The following is an 18,110-nucleotide window of genomic DNA, read 5'->3' as shown; positions in this document are numbered from 1 at the left end:
GCGCGGCGGGATGAGCACGGTCGGCGAGACCGTCGTCAGCGGGTCGCTGGTCGCGGCGGCGCCGCTGGCCGCCCTCGCCGGGCTCGTGTCGTTCGCCTCGCCGTGCGTGCTGCCGCTCGTCCCGGGCTACCTGTCCTACGTGACGGGCATGAGCGGCGCCGACCTCGCCGACCAGCGGCGCGGCCGGCTCCTCGCGGGCGCCGTGCTGTTCATCGCCGGGTTCAGCGTCGTGTTCGTCAGCTACGGCGTGATCTTCGGAGGGCTCGGCCGGTGGCTGCTGGAGTACCAGGACCCGATCACCCGCGTCCTCGGCGCCGTGACGATCGTGTTCGGCCTCGCGTTCATGGGCTTCATCCCCGGCCTGCAGCGGACCATGAAGTCGGGGCGCCTCCCGGCCGCCGGCCTCGCGGGCGCGCCGCTGCTCGGCGTCCTGTTCGGGCTCGGCTGGACGCCCTGCATCGGCCCCACGCTCGGCGCGGTGCAGGGCCTCGCGATCACCGAGGCGAGCGCCGGACGGGGCGCACTGCTGTCCCTGGCGTACTGTGTGGGGCTCGGCCTGCCGTTCGTGGCCACCGCGGTCGCCTACCGCCGGGCGCTGGGCGCGTTCGGTGCCGTGAAACGCCACTACCCCCTGGTCATGCGCGCCGGAGGCGGCATGCTCGTGCTCATCGGGGTGCTGCTGGTGAGCGGCCTGTGGGGGCACCTGACCATCGAGCTGAGGTCGTGGATCAGCGGCTTCGAACCGGTTATTTGAGATGACTGAAACCAGGAACGACGTTGAGGACGCGGGCACGCGCGCGCCCGCCGCGCGCCAGGCGCCGGAGGAGGTGCCGCGCCCGAAGGGCCTCGGCCCGCTCGGCTGGCTGCGCTGGGGCTGGCGGCAGCTCACCACGATGCGCACCGCGCTGATCCTGCTGTTCCTGGTGGCGCTTGGCTCGGTGCCGGGGTCGATCCTGCCGCAGCGGGGCCAGGCGCCCGAGAAGGTCGTCGCCTACCTCGACGAGCACAGGACGCTCGGCCCGTGGCTCGACCGGTTCTCCATGTTCGACGTGTTCGCCGCGCCCTGGTTCGCGGCGATCTACATCCTGCTGTTCGTGTCGCTGGCCGGGTGCGTGATCCCGCGCGCGATGCAGCACTACCGGTCGATGCGGGCCCGCCCGCCTGCGGCGCCCCGGAACCTGGGACGGCTGCCGCAGTCCGCGACGTACGAGACGGACACGTCCCCCGACGACGTCCTCGCAGAGGCCCGCAAGGTGCTCCGCGGGCGCCGGTTCCGGGTGGACATCTCCGGCGGCGCCGCGTCCGCCGAGAAGGGCTACCTCGGCGAGACGGGCAACCTGCTGTTCCACCTGGCGCTGCTGGCGCTGCTGTTCGCGCTCGGCCTCGGGAACCTGTTCGGCTACCGCGGCGACGTCCTGCTGATGGAGGGCCGGACGTTCGCGAACTCGCTGAGCCAGTACGACCAGTTCACCCCCGGGCGCGCGTTCAACGACGGCGAGCTCGCCCCCTTCACCGTCAGCCTCGACGACTTCAAGGCCGAGTTCGAGACCGGCGGCGACAAGCGCGGCCAGGCCACGCGGTTCAACGCCGACGTGCGCTTCCGCGCCACGCCCGGCGGCAAGGAGGAGCGCTACGACCTGCGGATGAACCATCCGCTGAAGGTCGGCGGCGCGAAGGTGTACCTGCTCGGCCACGGGTACGCGCCGGTGTTCACCGTCCGGGACGCCAAGGGCAACGTCGCCTTCCAGGATTCGGTGCCGTTCATCGTGATGGAGGGGCGGAACCTGACGTCCGAGGGCGTCATCAAGGCCCCCGACGCCGAGCCGGACCAGCTCGCCTTCTACGGGATCCTGTGGCCGACCGCCATGGCCAGCGAGGACGGCAAGCAGATCGTCTCGGGGTTCCCGGCGCCGCTGCGTCCCGTCGTCACGATCACGTCCTTCAAGGGCGACATCGGCCTCGACTCCGGCACCCCGCAGTCGGTCTACAAGCTGGAGGGCATCGGCAAGACGCTCCAGCCCGTCAAGGACGGCCAGAAGCTTCTGGAGCCGGGGGAGACGTTCACGCTGCCCGGCGGCGCCGGGTCGATCACGTTCGACGGCCTCAAGGAGTACGCGACCCTGTCGGTCAACCACGACCCGGGACGCATCCCCGCGCTGGTCGCGGCCATCCTGGCGGTGCTGGGCGTGGCGACGTCGTTCATGGTCAGGCGGCGCAGGGTGTGGGTCCGTGCGAGCGCCGCGGAGGGCGGGCGTACGGTGGTCGAGGTCGGCGGTCTCACGCTGGGGAGCGCGACCTCGGAGTTCGACGACATCGTGACCGCCCTGCGCGGTGAGCCGGACGGCCCGGCGACCGAATCGAAGGAGTGACGAGGTGAGCACCAGGTGAGCAACGCCGACCTCGCGAACCTGAGCGACAAGCTCATGCTGACCACCGTGATGATGTACATCATCGCGCTGGTCGCCTACGCCGCCGACATGGGCTTCGGCCGCCGCGGCGCCGCCACGGCCGCCGCCGCCAAGGCGTCGGTCCAGCAGAAGTCCGAGGCCAAGGTCCTGGTCGGCACCGGTGGCGGCGCGGACGTCGACGCCCCCGAAGCCGCCAAGGCCGCTGACGCCGACGACGACGCGGACGGCGACGCGGACGGCGACCGTCCCCAGGTCGACTGGGCCCGCCTCGCGATCCTGCTGAGCGTGCTCGGCGTGGGCGCGCACCTCGGCGTCCTGGTGTCCCGCGGGCTGGCCGCGAGCCGGTGGCCGTGGGGCAACATGTACGAGTTCCTCACCGCCATCTCGTTCGCCGCCGTCGCCGCGTTCATGGTCGTGATGGTCCGCTACCGGGCGCGCTTCCTCGGCGCGCTCGTCATGTTCGCCGCCGTCGTCGCGCTGGGCGTGGCGAACATCTGGCTGTACGACTCGGTGGGCCCGGTCACCCCGGCGCTCAACTCGTACTGGATCGCCATCCACGTGTCCGCCGCGATCATCGCGACCGGTGCGTTCACCGTCGCGGGCGCGGCCACGGTCCTGTACTTCCTGAAGTCCCGCGAGGAGGCCCGCGCCGGGGACCGGCCGAAGGCCGGGGGCGGTGCGCTGGCCCACGTCCCGTCCGCCGAGAGCCTCGACCGGCTCGCGATGCGCGTGACGATGTTCGCGTTCCCGATCTGGACGGCCGCGATCATCATGGGCGCGATCTGGGCCGACCAGGCGTGGGGCCGCTACTGGGGCTGGGACCCGAAGGAGATCTGGTCCTTCGTCACCTGGATCATCTACGCGGCCTACCTGCACGCCCGCGCGACGGCGGGCTGGAAGGGCCGCAAGGCGGCGTTCCTCTCGCTCATCGCGTTCGCCGCGCTGCTGTTCAACTTCTTCGGCGTGAACTACATGTTCTCCGGCCTGCACTCCTACGCGTGAAAGATTTCCGGGACGCGTGACTCCTGGGGATGACGGCGTGTCGGGTTCCGGCTTACCCTTCCTCCGGGACCCGGTCGCGCGGCGGACGCCGCTCGCTACCCCCGCGGGTCCGCTGACAGAGGAGCCCGATGCGCTTCAAAGGCGTCCATCGCAAGCCCCGTCCCCGGGAGCTGTGGCATCGCGAACCGTTCCGCGGCGGGCGCGTGCGCGCGGACGGCGCGGCCCAGGACCGCACGCTCCGCCGCGACGACGGCGCCTACTCCCCGTCGCCGCCCGACTCGGGGCAGGTGCGCCCGCGCAGCAACCAGCCGCGTGACCGGTTCGGCCGGTTCCGCAAGGCGGGCCGCGACGACGACTACGCGCTGGGTCCCGGCGGCGTGCCGGACGGCGGGGACGCCGGCCGCGACCGCCCCGAGAGCGACGACGCGTCGGGCCTGCTCGCCGGCAGGTTCGGCCGCCGCAGGCGGGGGCGTCCGCGGGCGGGCGACTACTCGTGGAGCGACTTCGAGCTCGACGACGACCGGCTGCGCGTGGCGCCGCACCCGCCGGGCGTGCCGCACGTCACCGACGGCCGGCGGCACTGCGGCGTCCTGGAGAACGTGCTGTACCGGCAGTGGGACGTCAGGGACGGGCCTCCGGGCCCCGAGGTCATCGGGGCGATCGACAGCCTGGCGGCGCTGCCGGACGGGCTCAAGGAGAAGCTCGCGTCCGGGCTCGACGGCATCTACGTCGGCCCCGGCGGCGTCCCGCAGCTGGACGACATGGGCCACCTGCGGGACCGCCCGCTGCCGTCGGGCCGCGCCACGTGGGACATCTGCGCGGGCGCGTACGGCGACCGCAAGATCGTCGTCGGGGACCGGCCGTCGCCGACGCCGGACGTGATGCTGCACGAGGTCGGGCACGCGCTCGACGACATCGACGGCGACGACGGCGAGTGGACCTCCGACAGCCCGGCCTTCCAGCGCCTGTACGAGGAGTGCCTGCCGCATCTGGCGAGCGACTTCCATCGCCAGCCGAACGCGCTCGGCCGCCGCGAGTTCTTCGCGGACGCGTTCGCCGCGATCTCCTCCCGGCAGCGCCCGGCCCTCGTCGATATGCTCGCCGGCAACATCCGGATGGCGCTGGAGGTCATGCTCTTCTTCAACCGCAGGTACGGGATCTAGGAGATCCTGATGTCAGGGCGCGCTTTGACGAATCGCGAGGGTGGACGACGATGTACGTGATCCGGCTCCCGGACGGCACGCTCCGGGTTCCGCACAGCGTTCTCGCCGACGGCGCCGAGGGCGGGTCCGGGACCGGTCCGCGCGAGGGACGGATCATCGCCGACGCCTACGTCGAGATCGGGCCCGGCGATCCCGACTACGACCGGCTCCTGCGCGAGTCGCTGACCGAGGACGAGCTGGAGGACCGGCGCCGCCGCTGGCGGGAGGAGGACGCCGACCTGCTCCGCCGTTTCGAGGAATGGAAGTCCGACGCCCCGGGAGAGCCGGACGGCCCCGCCGAGAACGGCGACTGACTCCGGAAACTCCGCCCCCGGGGAAATGCGAAATTCTTTCGGGGAATGGCGCCGTGCCGGGGAAACGGAACGGCCCCGGCCGCCCGGGCGGGTGTCTCCCCCGGGGGACTACCACGACGCGGCGGTCCGGGCGGCTGAGGCCGGTGACGGGCCCGAAGGGCGGGACGGGCCCGGAAATCAGCGAGGTTCGGGCAGGTCAGCGGGCCGAATGCTCGGCGATCGGCTCATCGCCGCGCAGCAGCGCGTGCACCTCGGACTCGCGGAAGCGCCGGTGGCCTCCCGGAGTGCGGATGCTGCTGATCCGCCCCGCGGCGGCCCACCGGGTGACCGTCTTCGGGTCGACCCGGAAGAGGGCGGCGACCTCTCCTGGGGTCAGCAGGCGCTCGCTCGTGCTCTCCACGTTTTCTCTCCCCCTTTGTCCCGCTCTCGGCGCGGGTGGACTGTTTAACAGTGTGGCGGGTCAAGACCGATTTCTCCCTTGTTTTCGGAAAAGATCACGGACCGTAGTTTTTCGAGCAGCACCGATCACCCTCGGTGCGTGCGGCCTTCGGAGAGTGTTCGGAGGACGTTCCCCGCTGACCCCGGTTGACCTGCCAAACCACGGCTGAACGGGGTGTGGACATGTTCTGTCCGCCCCGCAGCGGCCGCCGTGCCCGGCCCCGTGGAAGTAGTCTCCGGTCCATGTCCGATCTTGTTTCGCTCCCGGAGATCGAACGGGCCGCCGAGCGCATCGCGGGCGTCGCCGTCCGGACGCCCCTGGTGCCGTTCCCGTCCGGCGCCGGAGCCACCGGGGAGCCGTCGCTGCTGGTAAAGGCCGAGTCGCTGCAGCCGATCGGCGCCTTCAAGGTGCGCGGCGCCTACTCCGCCATCGCCTCCCTCCCGCCGGAGCAGCGGGCGCGCGGCGTCGTGACCCACTCCAGCGGCAACCACGCGCAGGCCGTCGCGTACGCGGCCCGCGCGCTCGGCATCAAGGCCGTCCTGGTCATGCCGCACACCACGCCCGGCGTGAAGGTGGACGCGTGCATCGCGCTCGGCGCCGAGGTCGTGTACGTGGAGCCGACCTCGCAGGCCCGTGCCGAGACCGCCGAGAAGCTCGCCGCCGCGCACGGCTTCACGATGATCCCGCCCTACGACGACGCGCGGGTGATCGCGGGGCAGGGCACCGTGGGGCTGGAGATCGTCCGGGACCGCCCGGACGTGGACGTCGTGCTCGTCCCGATCAGCGGCGGCGGGCTCATCGCGGGCGTCTCCGCCGCCGTCAAAGCGCTGCGGCCCGAAGCCCGGATCATCGGCGTCGAGCCGGAGCTCGCCGCCGACGCCCGCGACTCGATGGCGGCGGGACGCCCCGTCGCGTGGGGCGCGGAGGAGACCGGCCGCACCATCGCCGACGGGCTCCGCGTCCAGCAGGTCGGCGACCTGCCGTTCGCCCACATGCGCGCGCACGTGGACGGCGTCGTCACCGTCACCGAGGACGAGATCCGCGTGACGATGCGCCGCCTCGCCCGCGAGGCCCGCCTGATCGCCGAGCCGAGCGGCGCCGTCGCCACCGCCGCCTACCTCTATCACCACGCCGAGCTCCCCGAGGGCCGCACCTACGTCTCCGTTCTCTCCGGCGGCAACGTAGACCCGGCCCTCTTCTTGGACGTTCTGAGGTAGGCGTTACGCTCGGAGAGTCATGCGTTCCGTCATCCTGTACTCCGTCGCGCGGCTCGCGATCTTCGCGGTGACCGTGGGCGTGCTGGCGCTGCTCGGGGCCCGCGGGTTCCTGCTCCTGCTGCTGGCGCTGCTGATCAGCGGCGTCGTGAGCTACGTCCTGCTGTCCGCGCAGCGCGACCGGATGTCGGCCGCCGTCGCCCGCGGCGCCCGCGCGCAGCGGGAGAGGTTCGAGAAGTCCGTCACCCGCGAGGACGCATGAGCCGCGCCTCCCTGGAGAAGAAGCCCGCCGACGTCGCGGCGATGTTCGACGGCACCGCCGAGCGGTACGACCTGCTGAACACGCTGATGACCGGCGGGCGCGACCGGCGGTGGCGGCGCGAGGTCGTGCGGGCGCTGGCGGCGCGGCCGGGCGAGCGGGTGCTGGACCTCGCGGCCGGGACGGGCACGTCGTCGGTGCCGTTCGCCGAGGCGGGCGCCGAGACGGTGGCGTGCGACTTCTCGCTCGGAATGCTCTGCGTCGGGGCACGCCGCCAGGCGGGCGTCCAAGGGCTGAGCTTCGTCGCGGGGGACGCGCTGCGCCTGCCCTTCGCCGACGGGTCGTTCGACGCGGTGACAATCTCGTTCGGCCTCCGCAACGTGGCTGACACCGGCAGGGCACTGCGCGAGCTGCGGCGGGTCGCCAAGCCCGGCGGGCGGCTGGTGGTCTGCGAGGTGAGCCACCCGCCGAACCCGCTGCTGGCGTTCGGGCACCGGACGCACCTGCGGTACGGGCTGCCGCTGCTGGCGCGGGTCAGCTCCAACCCCGACTCCTACCGCTACCTCGCCGAGTCGACGCTGGCCTGGCCCGACCAGGCGGCCCTGGCCCGGCTGATCCAGGACGCGGGCTGGAAGAACGTGCGCTGGCGCGACCTGACGTTCGGGGTCGCCGCGCTGCACCACGCCGTCAATCCGGGATGATCCCGGACGGGATCGGCTCCGAGGTTCGGGACCGGTCCATGCTCGACCGGCCCCGAATTACGCACCGGTCGTGATAAAGGAATAGACTCCCCACCGGACCCTTGTGAAGTGCTTCACAAGCGAACGAGCTGAATGAGGAAGCGCCGTGACCGACTCCGCCCGGCACGCAGACGTCCGACACGCAGATGTGGTCGTCGTCGGGGCAGGCCCCGCCGGTTCGTCGACCGCCTACTGGTTGGCGCAAGCCGGCATGGACGTGTTCCTGCTGGAGAAGGCCACCTTCCCGCGCGACAAGATCTGCGGCGACGGCCTCACCCCGCGCGCCGTCCGCGCGCTCATCGGCATGGGCGTCGACGTCAACGACCCCGGCTGGGGACGCAACCGCGGCCTGCGCATCTACGGCGGCGGCGTCAAGGTCGAGCTGCCGTGGCCGGAGCTCGCGAGCTTCCCCGACTTCGGGCTCGTCCGAAAGCGCACCGACTTCGACCAGTTCCTCGCCGAGCACGCCGCCAAGGCGGGCGCGCAGCTGTTGCAGGGCTGCAACGTCACCGGCCCGATCCTGGACGAGCGCACCGACCGCATCACCGGCGTCACCGCCCAGTACGAGGGCGAGGAGGTCGAGTTCCACGCGCCGCTGGTCGTCGCGGCCGACGGGAACTCGACCCGGCTCTCCCTCGCGATGGGGCTGCGGCGGCGCGAGGACCGGCCGATGGGCGTCGCCGTCCGCCGCTACTTCCAGACCCCGCGCCACGACGACGACTTCATGGAGGCGTGGCTGGAACTGTGGGACGGCGAGCGCCTCCTGCCCGGCTACGGCTGGGTCTTCGGCGTCGGGGACGGGACGTCCAACGTCGGGCTCGGGCTCCTCAACACCAGCAAGCAGTTCCAGAGCGTCGACTACCGCGCCATGCTGAAGCGCTGGTGCGCGCAGATGCCGGAGGAGTGGCAGTTCGACGAGGACCACGCCACCTCCAAGATCCGCGGCGCGGCGCTGCCGATGGGCTTCAACCGGCAGCCGCACTACACCCGCGGGATGCTGCTCGTCGGCGACGCGGGCGGCATGGTCAACCCGTTCAACGGGGAGGGCATCGACTACGCGCTGGAGTCCGGGCGGCTCGCCGCCGACATCATGGTGCAGGCCCTCGCCCGCCGCACCCCGGCGCAGCGCGAGCGGACGCTCTACGAGTACCCGCGCATCCTGAAGGACGAGCACGGCGGCTACTTCACCCTCGCGCGGCTGTTCGTCCAGGCCATCGGGGACCCGCGGATCATGAAGTTCCTCACCGCGCACGGCCTGCCGCACCCGACGCTGATGCGGTTCACGCTCAAGCTCCTCGCCAACCTGACCGACCCCAAGGGCGGGGACGCCATGGACCGCGTCATCAACGCGATGCAGAAGGTGGCTCCGGCGGCATGAGCACAGGCCCAGAGAACCAAGCTTCCGCAGGTGAGCGGACTAGTGTGCCTTACCAGACCCCCTGGAGGGGAGTGCTATTGATCGCCTTGGCTAGGGTGGCGGCGGCTCGCGGAGGGCCCGACGCGTACAACCCTGTCCCGTACACCGCCGTACGTCGCGAGGAGAGGCTGTAGAGACATGGATCTCTATATTCCGGTCATCGTACTGGGGGTGCTCGCCTTCGGCTTCGCCGCGTTCTCCGTGGTCATGGCCTCGCTCACCGGGCCGAAGCGATGGAACCGGGCCCGGCTCGACGCCTACGAGTGCGGAATCGAGCCGACCCCGCAGCCGGTCGGCGGCGGGCGTTTCCCGGTGAAGTACTACCTGACGGCGATGCTGTTCATCGTCTTCGACATTGAGATCATCTTCCTTTACCCGTGGGCGGTCGCATTCGACCGTATGGGGATCTTCGGACTTGTGGAGATGGTCCTTTTCATCGTCACCGTCCTCGTCGCGTACGCCTACATCTGGCGGCGCGGCGGTCTGGAGTGGGACTGACATGGGTCTTGAGGAGAAACTCCCCAGCGGCTTCCTGCTGACCACGGTCGAGCAGGTCGCGGGATGGGCGCGGAAGAGCTCGGTGTGGCCGGCGACGTTCGGCCTGGCGTGCTGCGCGATCGAGATGATGGCGACCGGCGACCCCCGGCACGACTTCTCCCGATGGGGCATGGAGCGCGCCTCGGCGACGCCCCGGCAGGCCGACCTGATGATCGTCGCGGGCCGGGTGAGCCAGAAGATGGCGCCGGTGCTGCGGCAGATCTACGACCAGATGACCGAGCCCAAGTGGGTCATTGCCATGGGCGTCTGCGCGTCGTCTGGCGGAATGTTCAACAATTACGCGATCGTGCAGGGCGTCGATCACATCGTTCCGGTGGACATCTATCTGCCCGGCTGCCCGCCGCGGCCGGAGATGCTGCTGGACTCGATCCTGAAACTGCACGACAAGATCCAGAACACCAAGCTCGGGCCGCAGCGCGCGAAGCAGATCACGGAGCTGGAAGTGGCGAAGCGCCGCCAGCTCCCGTTGCTGGGACAGGGGGCCTGACATGAGTTCCGAGCACCCCGAGCAGCAGGCCGAGCAGGGGGCCGACAAGCTCCCGGCGCACACCGAGGAGGAGCGCCGGGAGCAGCCGATCGTCCGCAAGGGCATGTTCGGCGCCAACACGACGGGCGACACCTCCGGGTACGGCGGGCTCGTCGTCCGGCAGAGCCCGAAGGTGTCGGCCGCCCGCCCGTACGGCGGGCCCGGCGGCGCCGCCGAGCCCGGCGAGTTCGACGAGATCGCGGACGAGCTGGAGCGCGCCTACCCCGACTTCGGTGACGCCATCGAGCGCGTCGTGGTCGACCGCGGCGAGCTGACGTTCTTCGTCAAGCGCGAGCACCTGCGCGAGGTCGCGAAGACCATGCGGGACGAGCCGTCCCTCCGCTTCGAGCTGTGCTCCGGCACGTCCGGCGTGCACTACCCGAAGGACGAGGGCGCCGAGCTGCACGCCGTCACGCACCTGCTGTCGATCACGCACAACCGGCGCGTGCGGCTGGAGACGACCTGCCCGGACGCCGACCCGCACATCCCGTCGCTGGTGCCCGTCTACCCGACGAGCGACTGGCACGAGCGCGAGACCTACGACTTCTTCGGGATCATCTTCGACGGTCATCCCGCGCTCACGCGCATCGAGATGCCGGACGACTGGGTCGGCCATCCGCAGCGCAAGGACTACCCTCTCGGCGGCATCCCCGTCGAGTACCGCGGGGCGGAGATCCCACCGCCCGACGAAAGGCGGTCGTACGTATGAGCTCGGCCAAGTACACCGAGTACGACGCCTACGCGGCCGACGAGGCCGCCGAGGGCAAGGTGTTCGACGTCGGCGGGCAGGACTGGGACAAGGTCGTCGCCGGCGCGGAGGACCTCGGCGACGAGCGGCTCGTCGTCAACATGGGGCCGCAGCACCCGTCCACGCACGGGGTGCTCCGGCTGATCCTCACGCTCGACGGCGAGACGGTGAACGAGGCCCGGGTGGGCATCGGATACCTGCACACCGGCATCGAGAAGAACATGGAGTACCGCACCTGGGTGCAGGGCACCACGTTCTGCACCCGGATGGACTACCTCGCGCCGATCTTCAACGAGACGGCGTACTCCATGAGCGTGGAGAAGCTGCTCGGCATCACCGACCAGATCCCGGAGCGCGCCCAGATCATCCGCGTGATGATGATGGAGCTGAACCGGATCTCCTCGCACCTCGTCGCGATCGCGACGTTCGGTCTCGAACTCGGCGCGACGACCGTGATGCTCAACGGGTTCATCGAGCGCGAGTACACCCTCGACCTGTTCGAGGAGATCACGGGCCTGCGGATGAACATGGCCTACGTCCGCCCAGGCGGGGTCGCGCAGGACCTCCCGAGCGGCGCGACCAGCAAGATCCGCGACTACCTCGACCGGATGCCGAAGCGCATCCAGGCGCTGCGGAAGCTGATGGACGCCAACCCGGTGTTCCTGGCCCGCACGAAGGACATCGCCTACCTCGACCTCACCGGCTGCATGGCGCTCGGCGTCACCGGCCCCGTCCTGCGCGCGACGGGCCTGCCGTGGGACCTGCGCAAGTCGCAGCCCTACTGCGGCTACGAGACCTACGACTTCGAGGTCGCGACGCAGGACACCTGCGACGTGTACGGCCGCTACCTCGTCCGGATGGACGAGATGGAGGAGTCGCTGAAGATCGTCGAGCAGTGCCTGGACCGGCTGCAGACCGTCAAGGGCCCGGTGATGATCGAGGACAAGAAGATCGGCTGGCCCGCGCAGCTCGCGATCGGCGCGGACGGCATGGGCAACTCGCCCCGGCACATCGCGCACATCATGGGCACCTCGATGGAGGCGCTGATCCACCACTTCAAGCTGGTGACGGAGGGCTTCCGGGTGCCGGCGGGGCAGGCGTACGCGCCGATCGAGTCGCCGCGCGGCGAGCTCGGCGCCCACGTGGTCAGCGACGGCGGCACCCGCCCCTACCGGGTCCACTTCCGCGAGCCGTCCTTCGTCAACCTGCAGGCCACCCCGGCGATGTCGGAGGGCGGCATGGTCGCCGACATCATCGCCGCCGTGGCCAGCCTCGACCCGGTCATGGGGGGAGTGGACCGATGACGTACGAACCCGACGTTCGCGAGCGCCTGGAGCGGGACGCGAAGGAGATCATCGGCCGGTACCCCCGGCCGCGGTCGGCCCTGCTGCCGATGCTGCACCTGGTGCAGTCGGTGGAGGGGCACGTCACGCAGGACGGCATCGAGTTCTGCGCCGAGCAGCTCGGCATCACGCCCGCGCAGGTCGTCGGCGTCGTGACGTTCTACACGCAGTACAAGCAGAAGCCCGTCGGCGAGTACCACGTCGGCGTGTGCATCAACACGCTGTGCGCGGTGATGGGCGGCGACCAGATCTGGGACGAGCTGAGCGAGCACACCGGCGTCGGCCACGACGAGGCCACCCCGGACGGCAAGGTCAGCCTGGAGCGGATCGAGTGCAACGCCGCCTGCGACTTCGCGCCGGTGATGATGGTCAACTGGGAGTTCTTCGACAACATGACTCCCGAGAAGGCGAAGAAGCTCGTCGACGACCTGCGCTCGGGTGAGCGCGTGCTTCCGACGCGCGGGCCGGAGAGCCTGGCCACGTGGAAGGAGGCGTCCCGCGTCCTCGCCGGGTTCCCGGACGGGCGCGCGGGCGAGGGCGTCCAGGCCGGTCCGGAGTCGCTGCGCGGCCTGAAGCTCGCGCAGGAGCGCGGCTGGGCCGCCCCGTCCACGGACGTCGACCGGGACCGCCCGGACGAGCCGGTGCGGCCGGAGGAGATCAGCGCGCCGCCGCACGAGCCGGGCAAGCCCGTCCCCGGCGACGCGAAGCCCGGCAGCCAGGAAGGCCGGAACAAGTGACCACGCTCACCCCTGTCCTCACCAAGAACTGGGACCAGGCCGACTCGTTCACCCGCGCGGGCTACGAGCGCGACGGCGGCTACAAGGCGCTGCGCAAGGCGTTCCGGATGGAGCCGGACGAGATCGTCCAGGCGGTCAAGGACTCCGGGCTCCGCGGCCGCGGCGGCGCGGGCTTCCCCACCGGCATGAAGTGGGGGTTCCTTCCGCCGACCAGCCCGAACCCGCGGTACCTGGTCGTCAACGCCGACGAGTCCGAGCCGGGCACGTGCAAGGACATCCCGCTGATGATGGCCAACCCACATGTTCTTATCGAGGGCGTTGTCATCAGCTCGTACGCGATCAGGTCGAACGTCGCGTTCATCTACGTGCGCGGCGAGGTGCTCCACGTGATCCGGCGGCTGCACCAGGCGGTCGCGGAGGCGTACGAGGCCGGCTACCTCGGCAAGGACATCCTCGGCTCCGGCTACGACCTGGACGTCGTCGTCCACAGCGGCGCCGGCGCCTACATCTGCGGCGAGGAGACGGCGCTGCTGGACTCCCTCGAAGGGTTCCGCGGCCAGCCCCGGCTGAAGCCCCCCTTCCCCGCGGTGGCGGGCCTGTACAGCGGGCCCACTGTCATCAACAACGTCGAGTCGATCGCGTCGGTTCCCTCGATCGTCGGGAACGGGCCGGACTGGTTCGCCTCGATGGGCACGGAGAAGTCGCAGGGCTTCGGGATCTTCTCGCTGTCCGGGCACGTGACGCGGCCCGGCCAGTACGAGGCGCCGCTCGGCATCACGCTGCGGGAGCTGCTCGACATGGCGGGCGGCATTCGCGAGGGGCACCGGCTGAAGTTCTGGACGCCCGGCGGCTCGTCAACGCCGATCTTCACCGACGAGCATCTGGACGTCCCGCTGGACTTCGAGTCCGTCGGCGCCGCCGGGTCCATGCTCGGCACCCGGGCCTTGCAGATATTCGACGAGACGACGTGCGTCGTCCGGGCGGTGCTGCGCTGGTCGGAGTTCTACGCGCACGAGTCGTGCGGCAAGTGCACGCCGTGCCGCGAGGGCACCTACTGGTACAAGCTCATGCTGAAGCGGCTGGAGTCGGGCCAGGGCACCGACGAGGACCTGGAGACCCTCCTCGACATCTCCGACAACATCCTCGGCCGCTCGTTCTGCGCCCTCGGCGACGGCGCGACGAGCCCGGTCGTCTCGTCCATCAAGCTGTTCCGCGACGAGTACGTGCGGCACTTCGAGCAGGGCGCCTGCCCGTTCGACCCGGCCAAGTCCACCCTCTGGGGAGGTGCCAAGTGACCGTCACCGACGACAAGTCGGCGGTGGAGAAGGTCGAGATGGTCTCGTGCACCATCGACGGCTTCGAGATCGAGGTGCCGAAGGGCACGCTGATCATCCGGGCCGCCGAGCTGCTCGGCATCCAGATCCCCCGGTTCTGCGACCATCCGCTGCTCGACCCGGTCGGGGCGTGCCGGCAGTGCCTGGTGGAGATCCCCGACGCCGGGAACGGCCGCGGGATGCCGAAGCCGCAGGCGTCGTGCACCACCGCCGTGATGCCGGGCATGGTCGTCAAGACCCAGCTCACCTCGCCGGTGGCCGACAAGGCCCAGCACGGGATCATGGAGTTCCTGCTCATCAACCATCCGCTGGACTGCCCGATCTGCGACAAGGGCGGCGAGTGCCCGCTGCAGAACCAGGCGATGTCCAACGGGCGCGGCGAGACCCGGTTCGTCGAGGTCAAGCGGACGTTCCCGAAGCCGATCCCGCTGTCCAGCCAGGTGCTGCTCGACCGCGAGCGCTGCATCCAGTGCGCCCGCTGCACCCGGTTCTCCGACCAGATCGCCGGGGACGCGTTCATCGACCTGTTCGAGCGCGGCGCGAAGGAACAGGTCGGCGCGGCGGACGGCAAGCCGTTCCAGTCCTACTTCTCCGGCAACACCGTGCAGATATGCCCGGTCGGCGCGCTGACCGGGACCGCGTACCGGTTCCGGTCGCGGCCGTTCGACCTGGTGTCGACGCCGAGCGTGTGCGAGCACTGCGCGTCCGGCTGCTCGATGCGCACCGACCACCGGCGCGGGAAGGTCACGCGGCGGCTGGCCGGGGACGACCCGCAGGTCAACGAGGAATGGAACTGCGACAAGGGCCGCTGGGCGTTCACCTACGCGACGCAGCCGGAGCGGCTGACGCACCCGCTCGTCCGCAACGAGGACGGCGTGCTGGAGCCGGCGTCGTGGCCGGAGGCGCTGACCGTCGCGGCCGAGGGCCTCGCGGCGGCGCGCGGCTCCGCCGGGGTGCTGACCGGCGGCCGCGTGACGCTTGAGGACGCCTACGCCTACGCCAAGTTCGCCCGCATCGCGCTCGGCACCAACGACGTCGACTTCCGGGCCCGCCCGCTGTCGGACGAGGAGACGCAGTTCCTGGCCTCGTCGGTCGCGGGACGCTCCATCGAGGTGTCGTACGCCGATCTGGAGAAGGCGCCCGCGGTGCTCCTCGCCGGTTTCGAGCCGGAGGAGGAGTCGCCGATCGTGTTCCTGCGGCTCCGCAAGGCGTTCCGCAAGAACCGGCTGAAGGTGCTCGGCATCGCGCCGTTCGCGACGCGCGGGCTCGGCAAGGTCGGCGGGACGCTCCTGCAGACGGCGCCCGGTGCCGAGGCTGAGGCGCTCGGCTCCATCATCGGCGACGCGGCCCGCTCCGACGTCCGGACGCTGCTGGAGGCGCCCGGCGCCGTGATACTCGTCGGCGAGCGGCTCGCGACCAGCGCGGGCGCGCTGACGGCGGCGGTGCGGCTGGCGCAGGTGACGGGCGCGAAGCTGGCGTGGGTGCCGCGCCGGGCCGGGGAGCGCGGCGCGATCGAGGCCGGGGCGCTGCCCGGGCTGCTGCCGATCGGCCGCCCGGTCACCGACCCGGAGGCGCGGGCCGAGGTCGCCCGCCGGTGGGGCGTCGCGGAACTCCCCGCCGCGCCCGGCCAGGACGCCGACGGCATCATCGCCGCCGCGGCCGACGGGCGCCGGGGCGCGCTGCTCGTCGGCGGCGTCGACCCCTACGACCTCGCCGACCCGGACGCGATGCTCCGCGCGCTCGACGCCACCGGGTTCGTGGTCAGCCTGGAGCAGCGGCCGAGCGCGGTCACCGACCGCGCCGACGTGGTGTTCCCGGTCGCGGCCGTCGCGGAGAAGTCCGGGACGTTCGTCGACTGGGAGGGCCGGGGCCGCCAGTTCGACATCGTGCTGAAGGCCGCCGGGAAGATGTCCGACCTGCGGGTCCTGGACGCGCTCGCCGACGAGATGGACGTCCACCTGGGCCTGCCGGGACCGGACATGGCCCGCCGCGAGCTCGCCGAGCTCGGCGCCTACCGCGGCGACCGCCCGGACGCGCCGAACGTCGCGCAGCCGCTGCCGCCGCACCCGGACGCCGGTGAGGCCGTGCTCGCGACCTGGCGGCTGCTGCTCGACCGGGGCCGCCTCCAGGACGGCGAGCCGTTCCTCGCGGGCACCGCCAAGGGCGCGATCGCCCGGCTGTCGCCCGCGACCGCCGAGGAGATCGGCGCGACCGGCGCGGTGAAGGTGACGGCGGCGCGCGGCGAGGTCACCCTCCCGCTGGAGATCACCGCCGACCTGCCCGACCGGGTCGTGTGGCTGCCGACGAACTCGGCGGGCTGCGCGGTGCACCGGGACCTGGGCGCGGCCGCCGGAGGCGTCGTCAAGATCGCGAGCGCGACGCTCCCGGACGCGACCGCCGCGTCCGGCGGTACCGCGGCGTCCGGCGGTACCGCGGCGTCCGGCGCGACCGCGGCGACCGCCGCGACGGAGAATGCCGGAGGCGTGAAATGAACCCGACCCCGACGGCGCCCGCGCAGGAGCCGCTGCAGGGTTTCGGCAACGACCCGTGGTGGCTGATCGGCGGCAAGGTCGTCGTCGTCTTCGCGTTCCTGGTCGTGACCGTGCTGCTGACGATGTGGATCGAGCGGCGCGTCATCGGCCGGATGCAGCTGCGCGTCGGCCCGAACCGCGCCGGGCCCTTCGGCCTGCTGCAGGGCCTCGCGGACGGCGTGAAGCTCGCCCTGAAGGAGGACATCGTCCCCCGCCAGGTCGACAAGGTCGTGTTCGTCCTGGCGCCGGTCATGGCGGCGGTGCCGGCGTTCATCTCGTTCGCCATCATCCCGTTCGGCCCGCAGGTGTCGATCTTCGGGCATGAGACGGCGCTGCAGCTCACCGACCTTCCGGTGGCGGTGCTGCTCGTCCTCGCGATGTCGTCGCTGGGGATCTACGGGGTCGTGCTGGCCGGCTGGTCGTCGATGTCGCCGTACTCGCTGCTCGGCGGGCTCCGCTCCTCCGCGCAGATGATCTCCTACGAGATCGCGATGGCCCTGTCGTTCGTCGCCGTGTTCATGTTCGCGGGCTCGATGTCCACCTCGGAGATCGTCGCGGCGCAGCACGACAAGTGGTTCGTGATCCTGCTGCTGCCGTCCTTCATCGTCTTCGTGATCACGATGATGGGCGAGTCGAACCGCATTCCGTTCGACCTGCCCGAGGGCGAGGGCGAGCTGGTCGGCGGCTTCCACACCGAGTACTCGTCGCTGAAGTTCGCGATGTTCTTCCTCGCGGAGTACATCAACCTCACGACGCTGTCCGCGCTCGCCACCACGCTGTTCCTCGGCGGCTGGCGCGCTCCCTTCCCGATCTCCACGGTGTGGGCGGGCGCCAACTCCGGCTGGTGGCCGATCCTGTGGTTCCTGGCCAAGGTGTTCCTGTTCATCTTCTTCTTCATCTGGCTGCGCGGGACGCTCCCGCGCGTCCGCTACGACCAGCTGATGAAGCTCGGCTGGAAGGTGCTGATGCCCTTCTCGCTCGGCTGGATCCTGCTGGTCGGCACCATCCGCGCGCTCCGCAACGACGGCTACGACATGCGGCAGATCGTGATCTACGCCGCGGTGGCCGCGGCGGTGGTGCTGCTCGCGACGGTGGTCTGGGAGATGGTCCGCGGCGGCGAGGACGAGAAGGAGATCGTGCCGGGTGCGGCGGAGCCGGGCGGCGCGCCCGATCCGTCCGCCGGCGGGTTCCCGGTGCCGCCCATGGACGCTCCCCACTACCACGGGCGGGGCGGGAAGCCGGCCGGGGCATCCATCGAAACCCCTCCTGAGGAGGTCACCAGTGGGACTCACTGATTTCCTGAACCCGGTCAAGGGGTTCGGGGTCTCGTTCCACCAG

General features: G+C 71.1%; 18 protein-coding genes. 17 read left to right on the top strand and 1 reads right to left on the bottom strand.

Annotation, left to right across the window (positions count from 1 at the left end; genetic code table 11):
- Window positions 1–10 precede the first annotated feature (10 nt).
- The 5 genes from E1264_RS00525 (at window position 11) to E1264_RS00505 (ending at window position 4,926) form a co-directional block, all read left to right on the top strand.
- On the top strand, window positions 11–754 hold the full coding sequence (locus E1264_RS00525) for a cytochrome c biogenesis protein CcdA (protein ID WP_132168369.1): 744 nt from the start codon (window positions 11–13) through the stop codon (window positions 752–754).
- Between the two features lies 1 nt (window position 755).
- Window positions 756–2,369 (top strand): cytochrome c biogenesis protein ResB, encoded by a 1,614-nt coding sequence (locus E1264_RS00520; RefSeq protein WP_132168367.1) that lies wholly within the window; start codon window positions 756–758, stop codon window positions 2,367–2,369.
- Window positions 2,370–2,384: 15 nt separating this feature from the next.
- Entirely contained in the window at window positions 2,385–3,410 is a 1,026-nt protein-coding gene (gene ccsB, locus E1264_RS00515) for a c-type cytochrome biogenesis protein CcsB (protein WP_243710669.1), read from the top strand.
- Between the two features lie 128 nt (window positions 3,411–3,538).
- Window positions 3,539–4,573, top strand: a complete 1,035-nt coding sequence (locus tag E1264_RS00510; RefSeq protein ID WP_132168365.1) for a hypothetical protein — start codon at window positions 3,539–3,541, stop codon at window positions 4,571–4,573.
- A gap of 50 nt (window positions 4,574–4,623) precedes the next feature.
- Window positions 4,624–4,926 carry a hypothetical protein gene (locus E1264_RS00505; RefSeq protein WP_132168363.1) on the top strand — a complete coding sequence of 101 codons (303 nt, stop codon included), beginning with the start codon at window positions 4,624–4,626 and terminating at the stop codon, window positions 4,924–4,926.
- Between the two features lie 196 nt (window positions 4,927–5,122).
- Here the strand turns inward: E1264_RS00505 and E1264_RS00500 are convergent, their stop codons facing one another.
- Window positions 5,123–5,326, bottom strand: coding sequence for a BldC family transcriptional regulator (locus E1264_RS00500; RefSeq protein WP_131964461.1), 204 nt, complete (start codon window positions 5,324–5,326; stop codon window positions 5,123–5,125).
- A gap of 281 nt (window positions 5,327–5,607) precedes the next feature.
- Between E1264_RS00500 and E1264_RS00495 the strand changes: the two genes are divergently transcribed.
- The 12 genes from E1264_RS00495 (at window position 5,608) to nuoH (ending at window position 18,067) form a co-directional block, all read left to right on the top strand.
- Entirely contained in the window at window positions 5,608–6,582 is a 975-nt protein-coding gene (locus tag E1264_RS00495) for a threonine/serine dehydratase (protein ID WP_132168361.1), read from the top strand.
- Between the two features lie 19 nt (window positions 6,583–6,601).
- Complete coding sequence (locus tag E1264_RS00490; protein WP_132168359.1) at window positions 6,602–6,841, top strand: DUF4229 domain-containing protein; 240 nt, start codon at window positions 6,602–6,604, stop codon at window positions 6,839–6,841.
- A complete protein-coding gene (locus E1264_RS00485; RefSeq protein WP_132168357.1) occupies window positions 6,838–7,539 on the top strand; it encodes a demethylmenaquinone methyltransferase in 702 nt (233 codons plus the stop codon). The genes E1264_RS00490 and E1264_RS00485 overlap by 4 nt, the downstream gene beginning before the upstream one ends.
- Before the next feature lie 145 nt (window positions 7,540–7,684).
- Window positions 7,685–8,956 (top strand): geranylgeranyl reductase family protein, encoded by a 1,272-nt coding sequence (locus E1264_RS00480; RefSeq protein WP_132168355.1) that lies wholly within the window; start codon window positions 7,685–7,687, stop codon window positions 8,954–8,956.
- A 177-nt stretch (window positions 8,957–9,133) separates the two neighbouring features.
- Entirely contained in the window at window positions 9,134–9,493 is a 360-nt protein-coding gene (locus E1264_RS00475; RefSeq protein WP_131964456.1) for an NADH-quinone oxidoreductase subunit A, read from the top strand.
- Window position 9,494: 1 nt separating this feature from the next.
- The gene (locus E1264_RS00470; protein WP_132168353.1) at window positions 9,495–10,040 is read left to right on the top strand and encodes an NADH-quinone oxidoreductase subunit B; all 546 of its coding nucleotides are present in this window, start codon (window positions 9,495–9,497) and stop codon (window positions 10,038–10,040) included.
- Between the two features lies 1 nt (window position 10,041).
- Window positions 10,042–10,788, top strand: coding sequence for an NADH-quinone oxidoreductase subunit C (locus tag E1264_RS00465; protein WP_132168351.1), 747 nt, complete (start codon window positions 10,042–10,044; stop codon window positions 10,786–10,788).
- Window positions 10,785–12,131: an NADH-quinone oxidoreductase subunit D gene (locus E1264_RS00460; RefSeq protein ID WP_132168349.1), complete on the top strand. Its 1,347-nt coding sequence runs from the start codon at window positions 10,785–10,787 to the stop codon at window positions 12,129–12,131. Before E1264_RS00465 ends, E1264_RS00460 begins: the two co-directional genes overlap by 4 nt.
- The gene (nuoE, locus tag E1264_RS00455; protein WP_132168347.1) at window positions 12,128–12,907 is read left to right on the top strand and encodes an NADH-quinone oxidoreductase subunit NuoE; all 780 of its coding nucleotides are present in this window, start codon (window positions 12,128–12,130) and stop codon (window positions 12,905–12,907) included. The genes E1264_RS00460 and nuoE overlap by 4 nt, the downstream gene beginning before the upstream one ends.
- Window positions 12,904–14,202: an NADH-quinone oxidoreductase subunit NuoF gene (gene nuoF / locus E1264_RS00450; protein ID WP_132168345.1), complete on the top strand. Its 1,299-nt coding sequence runs from the start codon at window positions 12,904–12,906 to the stop codon at window positions 14,200–14,202. Before nuoE ends, nuoF begins: the two co-directional genes overlap by 4 nt.
- Window positions 14,199–16,733 (top strand): NADH-quinone oxidoreductase subunit G, encoded by a 2,535-nt coding sequence (locus E1264_RS00445; RefSeq protein WP_132168343.1) that lies wholly within the window; start codon window positions 14,199–14,201, stop codon window positions 16,731–16,733. Before nuoF ends, E1264_RS00445 begins: the two co-directional genes overlap by 4 nt.
- On the top strand, window positions 16,730–18,067 hold the full coding sequence (gene nuoH / locus E1264_RS00440; protein WP_132168341.1) for an NADH-quinone oxidoreductase subunit NuoH: 1,338 nt from the start codon (window positions 16,730–16,732) through the stop codon (window positions 18,065–18,067). Before E1264_RS00445 ends, nuoH begins: the two co-directional genes overlap by 4 nt.
- Window positions 18,068–18,110: the final 43 nt, after the last annotated feature.

It is taken from the genome of Actinomadura sp. KC216, assembly GCF_004348535.1.
In the GTDB taxonomy this organism is placed as follows: Bacteria; Actinomycetota; Actinomycetes; order Streptosporangiales; family Streptosporangiaceae; genus Spirillospora.
This window is presented reverse-complemented; position numbering and strand designations above follow the sequence as displayed.

What these genes read in the sequence shown, in the direction of transcription:
- nuoE (WP_132168347.1), top strand. Translation starts at nt 12,128, where the DNA reads ATGACGTACGAACCCGACGTTCGCGAGCGCCTGGAGCGGGACGCGAAG.
- E1264_RS00505 (WP_132168363.1), top strand. Translation starts at nt 4,624, where the DNA reads ATGTACGTGATCCGGCTCCCGGACGGCACGCTCCGGGTTCCGCACAGC.
- E1264_RS00490 (WP_132168359.1), top strand. Translation starts at nt 6,602, where the DNA reads ATGCGTTCCGTCATCCTGTACTCCGTCGCGCGGCTCGCGATCTTCGCG.
- E1264_RS00485 (WP_132168357.1), top strand. Translation starts at nt 6,838, where the DNA reads ATGAGCCGCGCCTCCCTGGAGAAGAAGCCCGCCGACGTCGCGGCGATG.
- E1264_RS00470 (WP_132168353.1), top strand. Translation starts at nt 9,495, where the DNA reads ATGGGTCTTGAGGAGAAACTCCCCAGCGGCTTCCTGCTGACCACGGTC.
- E1264_RS00465 (WP_132168351.1), top strand. Translation starts at nt 10,042, where the DNA reads ATGAGTTCCGAGCACCCCGAGCAGCAGGCCGAGCAGGGGGCCGACAAG.
- nuoH (WP_132168341.1), top strand. Translation starts at nt 16,730, where the DNA reads ATGAACCCGACCCCGACGGCGCCCGCGCAGGAGCCGCTGCAGGGTTTC.
- E1264_RS00475 (WP_131964456.1), top strand. Translation starts at nt 9,134, where the DNA reads ATGGATCTCTATATTCCGGTCATCGTACTGGGGGTGCTCGCCTTCGGC.
- E1264_RS00525 (WP_132168369.1), top strand. Translation starts at nt 11, where the DNA reads ATGAGCACGGTCGGCGAGACCGTCGTCAGCGGGTCGCTGGTCGCGGCG.
- E1264_RS00495 (WP_132168361.1), top strand. Translation starts at nt 5,608, where the DNA reads ATGTCCGATCTTGTTTCGCTCCCGGAGATCGAACGGGCCGCCGAGCGC.
- E1264_RS00460 (WP_132168349.1), top strand. Translation starts at nt 10,785, where the DNA reads ATGAGCTCGGCCAAGTACACCGAGTACGACGCCTACGCGGCCGACGAG.
- E1264_RS00510 (WP_132168365.1), top strand. Translation starts at nt 3,539, where the DNA reads ATGCGCTTCAAAGGCGTCCATCGCAAGCCCCGTCCCCGGGAGCTGTGG.
- E1264_RS00520 (WP_132168367.1), top strand. Translation starts at nt 756, where the DNA reads ATGACTGAAACCAGGAACGACGTTGAGGACGCGGGCACGCGCGCGCCC.